The following is a 16,968-nucleotide window of genomic DNA, read 5'->3' on the forward strand; positions in this document are numbered from 1 at the left end:
CCAGGTAGCGCCTCTTCACTGTCACGGTATCCGCATCGCCACCCACCGACCCCCGCACTTCGCGATGTCTTCTCGGGCACGCGGTACAGGCCGCCGCAAGCGCTGACAACTCCCCTGCGTCCCGCTACGGTTGATGGTCAGCCGTAGCTGCCGCACCCCGAAGCGGAATGGCCCGCCTCAGGGGACCGGCGTCAGGTCAGGCACGGGGGGACATGAGCGTCACGGACGATGCACGGGCCACCGGCAGTACCGCGTTACGGGCCGATCCGGCGATGCCCGGACAAGGCGGCGCGGTGCCGAAGCCTTTCTCCGATGCGTATCCGTACGGTGATCCGGCCCCACCGGCACTGACGGAGACCGAGAAGGCGACGGCCGAGCGAGTGCGTCCGCCCGCGGGCCTGAGCAATCTGCCGCCGCAACCGACGCAGCCGTTCATCGGCCGGACCACCGACCTCGACCGGCTACGGCAGTCCTTGTCCCGGTCCTCGGGGCGGGGCATCGTTACTCAGGCGACGGCGACCGCCACCACGGTGAGCGGCCTGGGCGGGATCGGCAAGACGGCCCTGGCGCTGCGCTATGCCCACATCTCCCGTGACTCCTACTCGCTGACCTGGTGGATCACCGGCGAGAGCGACGAACAGATCCAGACCGGCCTCGCTGACCTGGCCCAGCGCCTCCACCCGTTGTGGGCCGCCCGCGCCTCTGCCCGCAAGCGCACCGAGTGGGCACTGACCTGGCTGGAACGACACCCCGGCTGGCTGTTGGTCTACGACAACGTCGAGCGCCCGCAGGATCTCACCCCGGTAATGGGGCGCCTGCTGGGTCATGGCCACCAGCTGGTGACCAGCCGGAGCCGGGACGGCTGGCCCGAGGGCGCGGAACTGGTCGATCTCGACGTACTCGGCGACGAGGAGTCCGTAGAGCTGCTGCGTGCCACCGCCGGGCCCACGGGCGCGGTGGCGCACGACGAGTTGGTCGTGCAACTCGCCGCCGATCTCGGCCATCTGCCGCTGGCTCTCACTCAGGCGGGAGCGTACCTGCGAGAGACCCGCATCCGGCTCGACGCCTACCGCGAGCGGCTGGCCCGGGTGCCGGACTCGGTCCTCACCGACGGACCGGGCCGCTCGGGGCGAACGATCGCACAGATCTGGCGGACCAGTCTGGAGACGATCCGCGGGTCCGACCCGGTGGCCGTACCTCTGCTGTACGCGCTGGCATGGTTCGCCGCAGAGCCGGTGCCGCACGAGGTGGCACGACGCCTGGTGGTATCGGAGTCCTCGTCGGTGGACAGCGCCGAGGCGGCGCTCGCCGCATATCACCTGATCACTCCCGGCTCCGCCGGTCTGAGCCTGCACCGGTTGGTCCAGCGAACCCTGCGCCAGGCTTCACCAGCCGAGGACCCAGGCGCTCGCGACCGCGCGGAACACGCCCTGGCAGCGGAGTGCTCCCACGCCTCGGACGAGCGGCTGCGGCAGTTGCTCGTCCACATCCAGGCCTTGGCGTCCCCTTCGGGTTCCCATCAGGAGCCGGCCCCGGCAGACTCCTCGGGTGCCTCTGCTGCACCCGATGTCCTCACGATGTACCGCCGTGGCGCCGAGGAACTGATCTCACGTGAGCAGCAGGCCCTCGCTCTCCCCCTCATGGACCGGGTCGTCCACATCGGTGCTCGTCTCCTGAAGGACGACGCCCCCGAGTCCCTCGCGGACCGCGACCGCCTCGCCGACCTGCACGCCCAGGCGGGCAACCCGGCCCGAGCCGTCGAGCTGTACAGCAACCTGTATCTGGATCGCCGCCGTCTGCACGGCCCGGACGCCCCGCAGACCCTGCGCAGCCACCACGATCTGGCCCTGGCCTACCACCGGGCCAACGAGGCGATACGGGCCGTACGGGAACTCGGAGTTGTGGTGGCCGACCGCTGCCGCGTCCAGGGCCCCGAGCACGAGGACACCCTCACCGCCCGTGCCGACCTGGCGAGAGCCCTTCAGGAAGCGGGCCGCCCCGAGGAAGCGGTGGCCGAGTTCGAGTCGGTTGTCACCGACCGCGGGCAGGTGCTGGGCGAGCGGCACGAGGACACCCTGTCCGCCCGTGCCGCCCTCGCCGGTGCCCTCCAAACGGCCGGCGATCACAAGACGGCGCTGCGACTGTACGAAGCGGTGGTGACAGACCGTACGTCCGTCCACGGCCCGGACGGCCCCGAGACCCTGAACAGCCGTGCCGATCTGGCCTCGGCCCACTCCTCGGCGGGCGACACGGCCAAGGCGCTCGCCCTGTACGGGAAACTCCTCGCCGACCGTGTACGTGTGCAGGGCGAAGACCACGCGGATACCCTGCGCTGCCGCCAGCGCCACGCGTACATCCGCTGGGCCGTGGCGGGGGCAGAGCCCGCGCTGCCGGACTTCGAGGCGCTGGCCGAGCACAGTGCCCGGGTGCGGGGCCCGGACGATCCGGCCACACTCGAATACCGCCAGGACATCGCGCGGGTACGGCGCAACTGCGACGATTACGCCGGGGCCATCGCCGACTACGGGGCACTCGTCGGCGACTACACGCGCGTGCTCGGCCCTGACCATCCCGTGACTCTGTGGACCAGGGCCTTCCGCGCGGGCACTCTCCGCCGGGCGGGCGACCACGCCCTCGCGCTCCGGGAGTTCACGGAACTCGTCGCCGTCCACACCCGGGTGTACGGCCGGCTGCACCCGGCAACGCTGATCGCTCGCGCCAACCTCGCCCGGGCCCACTGCTCGGCGGGTCACTACACCCGGACGATCCAGCTCATGGAGGCCCTTCTGCCGGACCGGATCGCTGTTCTGAGTGACCGGCATCCCACCGTGCTGGAGACGCGCGAGGACCTGGCTCGGGTACGGCAACTGGCAGGCGATCCCAAGGGCGCGATCGCCGACCTGGAAGGCGTACTGCACGACGTGGTCACCACGCTCGGACGCCCGGGGGCCCACCCTCGAGTGCTCGACCTGCGGCGGAAACTGGCCAACGCTCTCTCCGAAGCGGGCAGCCATGCGAGGGCCATCGAGATGTACGACGACCTGGTTGCCGTACACCAGCAGTTGTACGGCCCGGACCATCTCTGGACGCTGACCAGGCGAGCGGAGCGGGCGTGGACCCTGCTCGACGCGGGACGGCATCGGGAGGCGGTCGATGCCTTCGGCGCGCTCGTCGCCGACCGGGCCCGGGTCCAGGGCCCGGAGCACAAGGCGACGCTGAACGCCCGGGGAGGGCATTGCTGGGCGTTGAGCGTCGCGGGCGAGCACAGGGGAGCAGTCAAGTCGTACGAGGCACTCCTCGCCGATCGTCTCCGGCTCCAGGGCCCGGAGGCCACGGACACCCTCGGCGTCCGCAACAACCTGGCGTTGGCCCGTTCCTCCGCCAAGGATCACGACAGGGCGTTGGAGGAACTGTCGGTCCTGCTGGCCGACCGCCGTCGGCTCTGCGGTGTCGACGCCCCGGCCACGCTCATCGTCCACGAGAACCTGGCGTGGGCCCATCGGAAAGCCGGAGCACCGGAGCGGGCCGTCATCGTGTACGAGGAGGTCGTCGCCGCCCGCACGCGCAGGTCCGGCGACGACCATCCCCGGACCCTGTCGGTTCGGCAGCAGTTGGCGCTGACCCGGCGGAAGACAGGCGACCACCGAGGTTCGCTCACCGAGTTCGAGTCCGTACTGCGCGACCGGATCCGCGTCCTCGGAGCGGACCACGCGGCCGTGCTGGACGTGCGCCTCGACGTCGTCGAGGGCCACAGCAGGCTGGGCGAGCTCGAATCGGCCGTGGGCCTCGCGGAGGAGGCCGTGGCCCAGCACGAGCGTGTGCTGGGCCCGGACCACCCCCGGACGCTGATCGCCCGGCGGGTGCTCGCCTGGACACAGGCCAGGCACGGCCGCTACGAGCGGGCGATCGCCGGATACGAGTCGGTGGTCGCGGACCAGGAACGGATCCTGGGCCAGGAGGACGCCGAGGTGTTCGCAACCCGGGACCTGCTTGCTTACACCCACTCCCAGCGGTGGGACCATGCTCGCGCGATCGCCATGCTCGAACAGCTCGTGGCGGACCGTACGGCTGCCCTGGGCCCGGAGCACTACGCCACCCTGGCCTGTCGTCAGTCGCTGGCCAGAAAACGCGAGCTGGCTGACGACCGCGTGGGCGCGTTGCGGGAACTGGAGGAGCTGCGAGAGACCCTCGAACGCCTGCTGGGCCCCGAGCACTCAGACACACTGGACATACGGGACGACATCGCCTGGGTGCACTCGGACCCGGCGGCGGCGGGCAAGGCCGCGAAAACCGCCGCGGAACTGGTGCGACACCACAGGGTCCGGTTCGGCGCCCTGGACGCCAGGACACTGAGCGCCCGTCTCCGGCTCCTGGGCGCACTCAGGAAGTCAGGCCGGATCCGGCAGGCCGCGGCGGAGGCCGACGCCCTCCTGGAGGACCACCGCCGCTGCGCGCGGGACGAGGACCCTGAAGCCTTCCTCACCGCGCGCGGCCACATCGCCTTCGCCCTGCGCGCAGCGGGCGAACAGCGGCGCGCTGTACAGGAATTGACGGCGCTGGCCGACAACAGCGGCCAAGTACGCGGGCCGGATCACCCCGACACGGTCGAGTGCCGCGTCGACCTCGCATACGCCCACTGGGAGGCGGGCGACACCCGCCAGGCGGCGATCCTCCTGGAGGAGGCCGTCCGGCAGTACGCGAAACAGCTTCCCGAAGAACACCTGTCGCTGCTGGGTGCACGCGCCCACCTGATCTGGATGACGGCCGACATCGGCCCCGCGAACCGCGCGGTGCGCGAGGCGCGGACTCTGGTGGCGGATGCCGCCCGACATCACGGCCCGGACAGCCGGCTCACCCTGGACATGCTGAACGTGCTGGCCCACGCCCTGCTCCAGGCGGCTGAGCCGAGCGCGGCCCTGGCTGTTCTCGGTGACAGACTCAGGAGGTTCTCCGGGCTCGTCCCGTACCTCGACTTTCCCGTAACCCCTGATGCCGTCGCCGAGATCCACCGTCGCGCGGCCGAAGCGCGGGTAAAGCCTGGCTGGTCGACGGAGAGCCCGGACACGACCAGGCTCGGCGTGATCGTCGAGATCCTGGCCTGGAACCACGACGGCTTCCTCCCCACCTTCACCACCGAACTGGCCCACGCCCTCTCCGACTCGGGCGCGCCCTCAGCTGCCGTGGACCTCCTGAAGGCCGTCCACGCGGCCCGTGCCCGCATGTTCGGACCCGACCACCCCGACACCCTGGAGAGCCTCACCGAGCTGGCATTCGTCTGTCTGGAAGCGGGCACGCCGGAAGCAGGGCCGACCCACGAAAACGTCCTGGCGGCCTGGGAACGGACCTACGGCCCCGATCACCCGGGCATTCCCCTGCTCCGCTGGCGCTTGCGCACCGCACGCCCCGCATGGCAGGCCCGCCTGACCCTGCCGGCGGACGACGTGCCGGCTGTCGGCAGTCCGGCACCGCTGGAAGTGCGGCTGGAACGAGTGGCAGGAGTACCGGAGACCGAGTTGGGGCGGGTGGTGGTGACCGCAAGCTGTCGGACACCCGCCTCGGTCGAACCGGCGTTGACGGAGCTGCCGGAGGGCGGCCCCGACGGCCCCACCGGCCCCGCCCGGTTCACCTTCACCGCTCGGGGGCCCGGGGACCACGACGTACGTTTCACGCTCTACGACCACGCGTCTGGGCATGTGTTGCAGGAGATCAGGGCGGTCGTCCCGGTACTGGGGAACGCGCCGCACGGCACGGGGGAGGAAAACGGGAATGGCGCTGGAAATAGCCGTGGAGATCGTGCGAGACCCCTCCCGCGGCTTCACGGGGATACCCCGGCAGACGGGTGAGGCGCAGTCGGCACCGCCGCGCGGCTTCCTCCCCCAGCTGCGGGTGATCATCAGCTCGGGCTCCGACGGCCTGCGCATCAAGGTCAACGCACCCAAGCCGGAGGCCCCTTGGGATCGGGTGTGGCACAGCGCCAGGCTGACGGTGTCCGAGCAGCAGCTGCAGGCGCGTGGCAACCGGCTGCGTGACTTCTGGCGGGACAGGTTGGTGCGCTACGAGAACCCGGACGGCGACGAAGACGGCCGGGCGGGCTCCTTCCCCCTCGCCGAGACGGCTGACCTGAACGACTATGCGCATGTCACGGACCCCATCACCGCCCGACTCGCGCGCGACGGCCACGCGTTGCTGCGCAGCATGCTCGCGGGCGACGACGCGGACTTGCAGCGGGTCAGGGAGTTCCTGATGTCCGCGCTGGCCGGGCCCAGCCCGATGCGGGTCAGTTTCGACTCCTGCGTCCACCTTCCGTGGTCGATGCTGGCGGTGGACCCGGAGCGCTGCGTCAAACCCTGGGAGGCGTTTCTCGGCCACCGGCACGAGGTGGAGCACGGCGACGACGACGGCTGGCACCATGCCCCGCTTGGCCGGCGCGACCGCGCGGCGACCAGTCTCAACAAAGACACGGCCCTGGACAGCGTGGGCCGCGCCGCGGAGGTGCACCGGCTGCTGGACGACCACACCTGGCTGGTGGTGCGCACCCAGAGCGACGAACTGCTTCAGGCACTGTCCCGGCACATCCTCGACGAGGATGTCATGTACTTCTGGTGCCACGGCCACTACGTCGACGTGGGCATGGGAGCGGGCGGTCCGGGCCACGGTCTGTCTGTCTGCCTCTCCGACGGGGAGCACATCGACGGCACGATGGTCTTCGAACGCCGTGAAGGCATTCCCCGCACACCTCACTCCCGCTTCCGCCCCTTCGTCCTCCTCAACGCCTGCCACACCGGCCGAGGCGCTCCACCCGGCGCCCTGCGGAACCTGGGCGAGCGGCTGCGTGAGATGGGCGCCGACGGCGTACTCGCCCCGCAGATCGAGATCCCGCAGGTCTTCGCGACCGAATATGCCTACGCCTTCCTGGAGTTGTATCTCACCGGCGAGCAGACAGCGGGCGAGATCAGCAGGCGGCTGGTGGGGGACTTCGCCGAGAAGTACCACAATCCCCTCGCCCTCGCCTACGCCCTGCATTGCGGCATCGACAGCAGGCTGGAACTGGACTCGTGATCCGCCGTCTCCCTCCGCCTGCCGAGGTCGACCTCGACGAACAGGGGCGCCTGGTCCTGCCCGGCGGCGGAACCCCTGTGCCCGTCAACCGGGTGGCCGACCACCTGGCCCGGCGTCTACGCATCCCGTCCTGGGCAACCGATGTCCATGTGTACGTCCACGGCTGGCGGACTCCACCCAGGCAGGCGACCCGGACCGCGGTGCGGCTGCTCGAACAGGCCACCGCGCTGCACGATGCGGCCCCGGATCGCTACCCGGGGCTGAAGAGCGGTTACCGACCCTGGTGCGTGGTGGTCCGCTGGCCGTCGTCCGGCCTGAACTACTTCGAGATCAGGGACCGGGCGCACGCCATGAGCGCGGAGGGCAAGGGCCACGCGCCGTACGTGATCGGCCACTTGCTCGGCTATCTGGACACCGAACGGGGCGACCCGAAGGGTCCACCGGTCATGGCGGGCCGCAGCGGCAAGTACCTGCATCTCATGGCCCACTCCTTCGGCGGCCGATTCGTGTGCGAGGCGATGCAGCGTGCGGCGGAGAAGCCACCGGTCCTGGGCTGGAGCACGCCCCGGGACCCGCGCCGCCCTTTCACCGTGGACAGCGCGCTGGTCTTCCAGATGGCCGCGCCCCGGGACATCTTCACCACCCGCTTCGCCACCCTGTTCCCCACCCCTGGCCACCCCGGCGCCCCCCTGCGCGGCCCGATCGCCCTCACCCACTCCCGCTGGGACCGGGCCACCGGCTACTGGCATCTCCGCGCCGAGAAGGCACCGGGAATCGGCCACTCGGGCACAGGCGCGGCCCCGGTCCCCCAGTTTTCGACCCGGCTGCTTCCCACTGACACCCTCTATCCGCAGGAGGTCCTCGACCACCGCCTGGTCAACATCGACGCCGACTGGCGCTACCGCGGCAGCCTCCGCGCCCGCCGCCTCCACCCCTCGGGCGCCCACTCCGACTTCGTCCACCCGGAGTCCGCCCACCTCCTGGTGACCCTGGCGGAGCGCTCCCGCTGACCTTGATCCGGCCCGGCGTCGGCATGGTGCGGCCGAAGTCACTGACCGTGGACCCCTGGATGCCCGACAATGACCTTTGTCCGTGGACAAGGCAGAACGGCCCCCCGGGGGACAGATGGCCGAACAGGAGTCCCACAGTCAGCGGTCGGCCGGGCGGCCGGGCCGGAGGTTCGGTCCGTCGCGGGCGGACACGGAGGAGTACCGGGCGCTCGCGGAGTTCCTGCGCCACCGCGTGCGCGAGGCCGGGCTGACCGCGCGGGGCCTGACCGAGGCCACGGGTCTGGGCGAGACGGCGATCGCCGAACGCCTGGCGGGCGACAAGGTGGAGGAGCACTTCGTCACGGCGGTGGTGGAGGCGTGCACGGAGACCGCAGAGCTACGGCCCCGTAGAGCCCGTCTCCTCGCCGAGGGCCGCACCCTGCTGGCCAGGGCGGAGAGCCGGCACGCCCCGGCCCTGCTGGGCGCGGCCGCCCGGCAGCACCTCCTGGACCCCTCCGGGGAACTCCACCTCAAGAACGGCCGGTTGGCGGCGCTGCACCGCGTCCACCACCAGTCCGAGCTGGCCCTGCACGAGACGACCGCCCTGGCCGCCGTCCTGGCCGTCTGGGTGCCGGTGCTGGCCGAGGAGGTCGAACACCTCACCCGGGAACGGGAGTCGGCGATGTCGGCGCTCCCGCCCGACCTGCCCCGGCTGCGCTCGCTGGACGCGGACCTCGCCCGCACGACCGAGCGCCACACCCGCGCCCGCACGGAACTGACCCGCGCGGAAGGCGACCGCAAGCTGGCCGCCGCACTTCTCGCGGAGGCCATGACCCGCACCCGCGCGATCCGCCGCGAGGTCCTCCCTCTCCAGGCCGCGGTCCGCCCCACCACCGACGATCCCGCGGACACCCCGGCCACGACCGGGCTCACACCCCAGGCGGTGTACGGCGACACCGTGGACGCGGCCCTGGACCGCGCCGAGGCGGCCGGCCGGGCCGTCGCGAAGCGGCTGCACGCCGCGCTGACGGACCTCGACGACCACGCACAGCAGCCCCTCGCCCCGCCCCCGACGGACCGCGCGGCGGACCCTCTGTGGTGGGAGTGGCTCAGCGACGTCCCGACGACGGCGTTCACCGAAGCCGAGGAGACGGCGGCCGCCCTCCTCAAGCGCCGCGACCCGCACGACCCCGAGTTCGAGGAGATCGTACGATCGAGTCGACCCCGTGAGGTGATGCTGCTGGCGGACCGGCTGCTGGCCCACCACTGGCCGGAGGGCGCGGTCCGCCTACGAGCCGCCCTGGCCCTGGCCCTCCCCCCGGACGAACTCGCGCCCCTGATCCTCGCGTTGGCGCACACCACGGGAGCGGTACGACGTCCCGAGCAGGCCGCCCAGATGCTGCTCGCGGCGGTACTGCTGCGCCCGCCGACCGAGGTCCTCGCACTCACCGACCAACTGACCGCGACCGGGGACGAGTTGCCGACGGCGCTACGACACGGAATAGCGGCCTTCGCCCGGCGCCCACCGGCCGACGTGGCCGCCTACCTCCGCGCGCAGCGAGGGCGCACGGACTCACCGCCGTACGTCCTGGAGTCCGTGGTCCGGGAATGGCCCGTGGACCGGCTCCTCACGTCGGACTGGTTCACGGAGATGATCCCGCGCCTGTACGACGGCGACGGCAGGGAGCTGGTCCGGCTCCTCGCCCGCCTCCACCAGGACTGGCCCCCGCCCCTCGACCAGGCGGCACACGAACTCACCGCCGAGATCGTGCAGTTGCTCATCCGCAGGGAGTCACTGGCACGCCTGAACCTCATCGCCGACGCGCTCACCGCGCAGGGCCTCTCCCCGGCGGAGGTCTTCGCCCCCCACGCCCACCTCCTCACCCCCGGCTTCCTGGCACCCGCCGACGAGACCTGACCCGAACTCGCACCACACCGCCTTCCCCAACTCCCGCTCCCGGACCCCCCACTTGTCGCTCAGCGCGGCGACGAGGAGCAGCCCGCGCCCGCCCTCGTCGGCTCGGTCCACGATGTGCGGCACACCGGGCCCGCTGTCGTGCACCTCGACCCGCAGCACGCACCCGTCGTACCGCAGGAAGAGTCTCAACTGCCGCCCGGGCGGCACCCCGTGGACCAGCGCGTTGGTCACCAGCTCGCTCACACACAGCAACACGTCGTCGGCGCGCGGGCTCTCCGCGAGCCCCCAGCCGACGAGCGCCTCGGCCGTGAACCGCCGCGCGGCGGAGGCGGACCGCCGGTCACGGGCGAAGAACCTCTCGCGCAGGGGCCGTAGTTGGATCGTCTCGTTCACGGGACGAGAGTTGCGGAGAGTGACTACCGTTGATCACTCGGTGGACCCGTACAGATTTTTTGTACGGGCGCATACCGGTGACGTACGTAGCCCACCGGGGGATGGACACGAGCATGAGCGCCAGGAAGCCGCCGCGACCCAAGAACCTCACGTCGATGAAGATGCTGGGCAAACAGCTGGGCACGGCCCGCCGCACGGCCGGGTACACCCAGAGTGCGCTGGGCGACCGGGTCAGGGCGGACGAGGAGACGATCGCGTCGATCGAACAGGGCCGCCGCGCGCTGAAACCGGACCTGGCGTCCCTGCTGGACGAAGTCCTGGACACGAAGGGGATGTTGTCGGCGGGGGTGGCCAACCTGCCGGACATCGACCAGTTCCCGATGTGGGCCGAGCTGTACGTCGAGCACGAGCGCGAGGCCATCGCCCTGTCCTGGTACGACGCGCTGGTCGTGCCGGGCCTGCTCCAGACCGAGGCGTACATCCGGGCGTTGCTGAGCGGGCGTGTTCCGGCGTACGACGCGGACGAACTGGAGACGAAGGTCCAGGCACGCGTCGGCCGACGGGAGATCCTGCACCGCAAGGTCCCCCCGACGCTGAGCTTCGTCGTCTGGGAACCCGCCCTCCTGATGCCCACGGGTGGCCGCGAGACCCACCTGGAGCAGCTCCACTTCCTACGCGAGTACTCCGAACTCCCTTGCCTGTCCTTGCAGATCCTGCCGCTGAACCGCACCTCGCACGCGGGAGACGCGGGCCCGTTCACGCTTCTGGAGACGCCCGACCACCAACACCTCGCCTACACCGAGTCCCAACGCGGCAGCCAGTGGGTTTCCAACTCCGATGAGGTGTCCATCCTCGCGCGCAAGTATGCGATGCTGCGAACGCAGGCCCTCACCATCGAGGACTCCAGAAGCCTGCTGGATCGTCTGCTAGGAGAGCAATGAGCAGCGCACTTCAGTGGTTCAAGTCGACCTACAGCAGCAGCGAAGGCGGCCAGTGCCTCGAAGTCGCCCTCGGCCCCCACGCCATCCACATCCGAGACTCCAAGAACCCCACCCCGACCATCCAGTTCACTCCCACCGCCTGGTCCGCTTTCGTCACCGCCCGCTGAACCCACCCGCTTTTCAGGGGCGCGGGGAACTGCGCGACCAGCCCCCACCACCCCGCACCCGCCCCACAACCGAACCCTCCCCCACCTCCGACTGTCAGTGCCACCCCCTACAGTCCCCCTCATGGCAACACTCCCGAACCCCCTCCCCCGGCTCGCCACCGACCCCAGCGGCCGCTCCCTCGGCCTCGAACTCCCCCTCGGCAAGCTGATCGACACCACCGACGAGGGACCCTGGCACGAGCCGCTGCTGTGGCACGCCGAGTACTCCGCGTCCCCCGGCGCCTGGACAGCGCTGGGCGCCCCCGCGGCCCGCGCGGGCCTGTTGCCGGTGCTGATAGACCTCGGCGGCAGCCAGGGCGGCCCGGCGGAGTGGGAGTTGATGCCGGGCGAGATGTCGTACCCGGGAGACCACGACCCGGAGGAGATCCTCGCGGAGCTGTGGGAGGAGGGCGCGGACACCTACGGCGAGACGGTCACCGCCCCCTTCGACGAGGAGTGGCCCGGCACGGCCCCCGCGGCCACACCCTTCCCGATCGCCCCCGACACCCGCGCAGCGGAGACGGCGGACGCCCTCCTCACCGACGGCACCCGGCTGAAGGACCCCCGCCTGGCCCTGGTCCCGGCCCGCCGCAGCGCCGACATCCCGGCGGCGATCGGCTGGACGGGCCCGCTGAACTACGAAGGCGACGTGGCCCGCCTCTGCGCGGTACTCCGCTCCTGGGAGGACCGCTTCGGCACCAGGGTCATAGCCCTGACCTTCGACACCCTCACCCTCTCGGTGGCAGCCCCACCCACCACAGAGCCCGAAGCGGAAGCAGTCGCCGCAGAACACTTCGCCTTCTGCCCCGACAACATCACCCAGGGCCCAGCCACCCTTACCGCGTACGCGAAAGACCTGACAGACGCACACACCTGGACCTTCTGGTGGGACTGACCCAGCACTATTCAACTGCGTCCCGGCAGCCCACCTAGGGGCGCGGGGAACTGCGCGACCAGCCCCCACCGACCCGCAGCCGCCGCAGACCCTCCCCAATCTCCTCCGGCGTCTGCGTCACAAAACACAACCGCATAGTCGCCCGACCCACCTCCCCGCCCCCGGCATAAAACGGCGCCCCCGGCACGTAAGCAACCCCAGCCCGCACGACCTCCCCCAACAACTCAGTCGTGTCGTACGACGAAGGAAGCCGAGCCCAAAGGAACATCCCACCCTCGGGCCGAGTCCAAGAGGACCCCTCAGGCAACGCATCCCCCAGCCCCGCCAACATCGCATCCCGCCGAGCCCGATACACCCCCGCAACCCGCCCCACATGCGCATCGAGATCCCGATCCGCCAAATACCGAGCCGCAGCAAGCTGATTGACGGTGGGCGTATGAAGATCCGCCGCCTGCTTGGCCACCGCACAGGCCCGCCGCAGAACCCCCGGCGCCCGCAACCACCCCACCCGCAACCCCGGCGCCATCACCTTGGAGAAGGACCCGAGCAGCACCACCCGATCGGCCACCCCCTCATGCGCCGCGATCCAAGGAACCCGCTCCCCCTCGAAGCGAAGCTCCCCGTACGGATCGTCCTCGACGACCCACACCCCCCGCCGCACCGCAACCGCGGCCACCGCGGCCCGCCGCACCGCGGACATCGTGCGCCCGGTCGGATTCTGAAAGGTAGGCACGGTGTAGAAGAACTTGGGCCGCTCCCGCTCCACAAGGGCATCAAGTGCCGAGGGATCGGGCCCGTCGTCGTCCCCGGGCACGGCCACGACCCGCGCCCCCGCGAACGCGAAGGCCTGAAGTGCCGCGAGATAACAGGGACTCTCGACAAGGACGGTGTCCCCAGGCTCCAACAGCACGGTGGCAAGCAGCGACAACGCCTGCTGCGAGCCGGTCGTGACGAGAAGATCGTCCGCCGAAGTCGGCAGCCCCCGCACCGACATCCGCCCGGCGAGCGCCTCCCGCAACACCGGCTCACCCTCGGTCGTGGAGTACTGCAACGCCCGCGCGGGCGTCTCCGCGAGCACCGCCCCGAACGCCGCGGCGATCCCCTCCGCGTCGAACAGCTCGGGCGCCGGCAGCCCGCCCGCGAAGTTGATCACCTCGGGCCGGGCGGTGACGGCCAGGATGTCCCGTACGGGAGACCCCCCGACCGCCCGGGCCCGCGCGGCGAGCGGCGGAGGCGGCGCGGAAGCGAACGTAGGCACGGCCATGGCACGGCTCCTTCGACAGCGAACTGCGAACTGCGACGACTGGGTGCAGCGCAGCCTAAGGAACTACATGCCGCCTACAAGCACCTTTCCGCGATACGGACACCGGTCCCGTCACGCCTTCGTGCCGAGGGCCCCGTAGACATTGATGTCGTCATCGGTCACGTCGTTGATGTCCCGGTACCGGATCTTCTCGATGTCGTCGAGCGCCTCGAAGTCCTCGGGGTCGATGGCGGGCGGCGCGGGCGCGGGCCCCGGGTTCCACCGGTGGGCGGGCACGACACCGGGCTCGTCCAGACTCAGCCCGGGCGTCTCGGTGAAGAACCGCTCAACTTCCGCCCTGGACCGGAACACGAAGGTGAACCCGCGCTCGGTGTACGTCCGCTGCACGGCACGCGTGGGCTCGGGATGCATCTCGTCGGTCAGATGGCTGAGCACGACCCGGCTGCCCGTCGGCAGCGCCTCGACCAGCTCGCGCACGATCGGATAGGCCTCGCCGTCCTCGACGAAGTGCAGGATGGCGACCAGGCACAGCGCGATCGGCTGGTCGAAGTCGAGCGTCTTGGCGGCCTGCTGAAGGATCTGCTCGGGACTCTTGAAGTCGGCGTCGATGTAGTCCGTACGCCCCTCGGGCCCACTGGTCAGCAGCGCACGGGCATGCGCGAGCACGACCGGGTCGTTGTCGACGTACACGACCCGCGCGTCGGGATGGATCCGCTGGGCGATCTGGTGGACGTTCTCCCCGGTGGGCAGCCCGGTCCCGATGTCGAGGAACTGCCTGATTCCGTCCTCCTCGGCCAGCTTGGCGACCGCCCGCCGCATGAAGTCCCGGTTGTGCCGGACGTCGAGATAGCCGCGCGGGTTGGCGGCGAGCGCGGCGGCGGCGGCCTCGCGGTCGGCGGGGTAGTTGTCCTTGCCGCCGAGGAAGACGTCGTAGACGCGGGCCGGATGCGCCCTCGTGGTGTCGATCCGCTTGGCCAGCTCGGCCGGATCCTGACTGAGCGCGTCACCGGACATGGGCGTCTCCCCTAAGAGTCGGTCGTGCAACAGACAACCTCTGCACTGAGATGGTCAAGAACCTAACTCCCGACGCCACTTGATGGTGCCCAGTGCCCGATTCACCCCGTCCCGCGTCCCGCGCTCCCCTCCCGGGAAACGAAAAAGACGCAGGTCAGCGCACATCCACCCGACCACCCGTCCCGAATCCCCCGGGAAAGCTGGCCACCCGCCACCCCCACGGCCCAACCTGACCCCATGCCCACCCTCCGCACCCGCACCACACAAGCCCTCACCCTCACGACCCTGCTGCTCCTGCTGACGACGGGATGCAACGACGGCCAGGGCGTACGGGACGAGGGCCCGGCCACCACCCACAAGGCGGCGACAAACGAAAGGCCGCCCGGCACGGAGCCGGACGGCCTGACGATCAAGCAGCGGTCACACGCGTGATCACGCGTGGGCGAAGCCGACGGCCTTCGGGTTCGGGCCGTACTTGTTGTCACCCGGCTCGCTGTCCAGCACGGAGAAGATGAACAGGGTGATGGGACCGGCAAGCGGGACGATCTGGAACAGGATCCACCAGGCGCTGCGGCCCGTGTCGTGCAGACGGCGCGCGGTGACGGCCAGGCCGGGCAGCAGGAAGCCGACGATGGGGAGGGCCACCAGCCACCCCTGCTTGGTGACGATGCCGAGCACCAGGAACACGACGTAGATGATCGTGGCGAACAGCGCGAACATCCAGTATTCCTTGCGGCGCGCACGTCCGCTGAAGACCGCGTACTTCTTGAGCACGTCGAGGAAGTAGTTCATGGTGGTGTGTCCCCCACTCCGAAAGAATCAGGCCAGGCGGAGAAGATATGGAGGATGTCGGGAACCCGTCAATTCGCTAGATCTAAACGCTTCGTAAGGCAACACCGGAACAGCCCCGCCGAAACCACTGGAAGGACCGCTTCCACCAGCCAAATACAGGACACACGACCCCAAAACACCCGCCGGAACGAGTTCCCGCCGTAGCCGCAGCGATCTCGAACCGTTAGCGAAGTTTCAGCGCCGCCTCGGTGGCCCAGTAGGTGAGGATGTTCCGGGCACCGGCCCGCTTGATCCCGGTCAGGGTTTCCATGATCGCCCGGTCCCGGTCGACCCACCCCTTCTCGGCGGCGGCCTCGACCATCGAGTACTCACCGGAGATCTGGTAAGCGGCCACGGGGACATCCACGGCGTCCGCGACCCGCGCCAGGATGTCCAGGTAGGGCCCGGCAGGCTTCACCATCACCATGTCGGCCCCCTCCTCCAGATCAAGGGCCAACTCCCGCAAGGACTCCCGCACGTTCGCCGGATCCTGCTGATAGGTCTTCCGATCCCCCTGGAGCGAGGACCCGACGGCCTCCCGGAACGGCCCGTAGAAGGCGGACGAGTACTTGGCGGTGTAAGCGAGGATCGCGACATCCTCCCGCCCGATCTGATCGAGGGCATCCCGTACGACCCCGATCTGCCCGTCCATCATCCCGCTGGGCCCCACGACATGGGCACCGGCATCGGCCTGCACCTGAGCCATCTCGGCGTACCGCTCCAGGGTGGCGTCATTGTCGACCCGCCCCTCCGAGTCCAGCACCCCGCAGTGCCCGTGATCGGTGGTCTCGTCGAGACAAAGATCGCTCATCACGAGCAACTCGTCCCCGACCTCGGCCCGCACATCCCTCAGGGCAACCTGCAGAATCCCGTCCGGATCGGTCCCAGGAGTCCCGAGAGCATCCTTCTTGGACTCCTCAGGCACCCCAAAGATCATGATCCCGGACACCCCAGCCTCAACCGCCTCCACGGCAGCCTTCTTGAGACTGTCCCGAGTGTGCTGCACAACCCCAGGCATAGCAGCAATCGGCACAGGCTCACTCACCCCCTCCCGCACGAACGCGGGAAGGATGAAGTCGGCAGGGTGCAACCGAGTCTCGGCAACCATCCGACGCATAACGGCACTAGTCCGCAACCGCCGAGGCCGAGAGCCGGGAAAGGATCCGTAGCTCGTCATACCACCCACGCTACGCCCGGGACGAGGGTCCGTTTACCGACGGTTTGTCGAACGCCCGCGCCCCGGTGGGGGCTGGTCGCGCAGTTCCCCGCGCCCCTAAAAAACAAAGGCCCAGGTGGGTCTTTTGTCACCCGCGTACGGCGCGCAGGGGTCGGGGGCGGGGGGTGTCCGCCCGCAGCGGCCGGCGTCCGTTACCGAGCACATCCGCAAAAGAGAGAACCGCCGGACCGAGGACGGATACCCCCCGCCCCCGGCCCCGACCCACCACCGAACCGTGGGCG

The 16,968-nt window shown here is 70.2% G+C and carries 12 protein-coding genes; 7 read left to right on the top strand and 5 right to left on the bottom strand.

Going from position 1 to position 16,968, the window contains the following annotated elements:
- Positions 1-212: 212 nt before the first annotated feature.
- The 3 genes from ABZ896_RS13065 to ABZ896_RS13075 are packed head-to-tail and all read left to right on the top strand — an operon-like array spanning position 213 to position 8,069.
- Positions 213-5,843, top strand: a complete 5,631-nt coding sequence (locus tag ABZ896_RS13065; RefSeq protein WP_360926509.1) for a tetratricopeptide repeat protein — start codon at positions 213-215, stop codon at positions 5,841-5,843.
- Positions 5,767-7,059: a hypothetical protein gene (locus tag ABZ896_RS13070; protein ID WP_360926511.1), complete on the top strand. Its 1,293-nt coding sequence runs from the start codon at positions 5,767-5,769 to the stop codon at positions 7,057-7,059. Before ABZ896_RS13065 ends, ABZ896_RS13070 begins: the two co-directional genes overlap by 77 nt.
- Positions 7,056-8,069, top strand: a complete 1,014-nt coding sequence (locus tag ABZ896_RS13075) for a hypothetical protein (protein ID WP_360926514.1) — start codon at positions 7,056-7,058, stop codon at positions 8,067-8,069. Before ABZ896_RS13070 ends, ABZ896_RS13075 begins: the two co-directional genes overlap by 4 nt.
- A 1,771-nt stretch (positions 8,070-9,840) precedes the next feature.
- On the opposite strand, the gene ABZ896_RS13080 is transcribed toward ABZ896_RS13075, so the two are convergent.
- Entirely contained in the window at positions 9,841-10,359 is a 519-nt protein-coding gene (locus tag ABZ896_RS13080; RefSeq protein ID WP_360926517.1) for an ATP-binding protein, read from the bottom strand.
- Between the two features lie 113 nt (positions 10,360-10,472).
- Between ABZ896_RS13080 and ABZ896_RS13085 the strand changes: the two genes are divergently transcribed.
- From ABZ896_RS13085 to ABZ896_RS13095, 3 genes are all read left to right on the top strand, one after another.
- Positions 10,473-11,300 carry a helix-turn-helix transcriptional regulator gene (locus ABZ896_RS13085; protein WP_360926520.1) on the top strand — a complete coding sequence of 276 codons (828 nt, stop codon included), beginning with the start codon at positions 10,473-10,475 and terminating at the stop codon, positions 11,298-11,300.
- Entirely contained in the window at positions 11,297-11,467 is a 171-nt protein-coding gene (locus ABZ896_RS13090; RefSeq protein ID WP_360926523.1) for a DUF397 domain-containing protein, read from the top strand. Before ABZ896_RS13085 ends, ABZ896_RS13090 begins: the two co-directional genes overlap by 4 nt.
- A 121-nt stretch (positions 11,468-11,588) precedes the next feature.
- Positions 11,589-12,401: a DUF4253 domain-containing protein gene (locus tag ABZ896_RS13095; protein WP_360926526.1), complete on the top strand. Its 813-nt coding sequence runs from the start codon at positions 11,589-11,591 to the stop codon at positions 12,399-12,401.
- 34 nt (positions 12,402-12,435) lie between these two features.
- On the opposite strand, the gene ABZ896_RS13100 is transcribed toward ABZ896_RS13095, so the two are convergent.
- Positions 12,436-13,665 carry a PLP-dependent aminotransferase family protein gene (locus tag ABZ896_RS13100; protein WP_360926528.1) on the bottom strand — a complete coding sequence of 410 codons (1,230 nt, stop codon included), beginning with the start codon at positions 13,663-13,665 and terminating at the stop codon, positions 12,436-12,438.
- 111 nt (positions 13,666-13,776) lie between these two features.
- Positions 13,777-14,679, bottom strand: coding sequence for an SAM-dependent methyltransferase (locus ABZ896_RS13105; protein ID WP_360926531.1), 903 nt, complete (start codon positions 14,677-14,679; stop codon positions 13,777-13,779).
- A 237-nt stretch (positions 14,680-14,916) separates the two neighbouring features.
- Between ABZ896_RS13105 and ABZ896_RS13110 the strand changes: the two genes are divergently transcribed.
- On the top strand, positions 14,917-15,111 hold the full coding sequence (locus tag ABZ896_RS13110) for a hypothetical protein (protein WP_360926534.1): 195 nt from the start codon (positions 14,917-14,919) through the stop codon (positions 15,109-15,111).
- On the opposite strand, the gene ABZ896_RS13115 is transcribed toward ABZ896_RS13110, so the two are convergent.
- On the bottom strand, positions 15,112-15,471 hold the full coding sequence (locus ABZ896_RS13115) for a DUF805 domain-containing protein (RefSeq protein ID WP_360926537.1): 360 nt from the start codon (positions 15,469-15,471) through the stop codon (positions 15,112-15,114).
- A gap of 223 nt (positions 15,472-15,694) precedes the next feature.
- Positions 15,695-16,687 carry a porphobilinogen synthase gene (gene hemB, locus ABZ896_RS13120; RefSeq protein WP_360926540.1) on the bottom strand — a complete coding sequence of 331 codons (993 nt, stop codon included), beginning with the start codon at positions 16,685-16,687 and terminating at the stop codon, positions 15,695-15,697.
- Between the last annotated feature and the right edge of the window lie 281 nt (positions 16,688-16,968).

Source organism: Streptomyces sp. NPDC047072 (assembly GCF_040643855.1).
GTDB lineage: Bacteria > Actinomycetota > Actinomycetes > Streptomycetales > Streptomycetaceae > Streptomyces.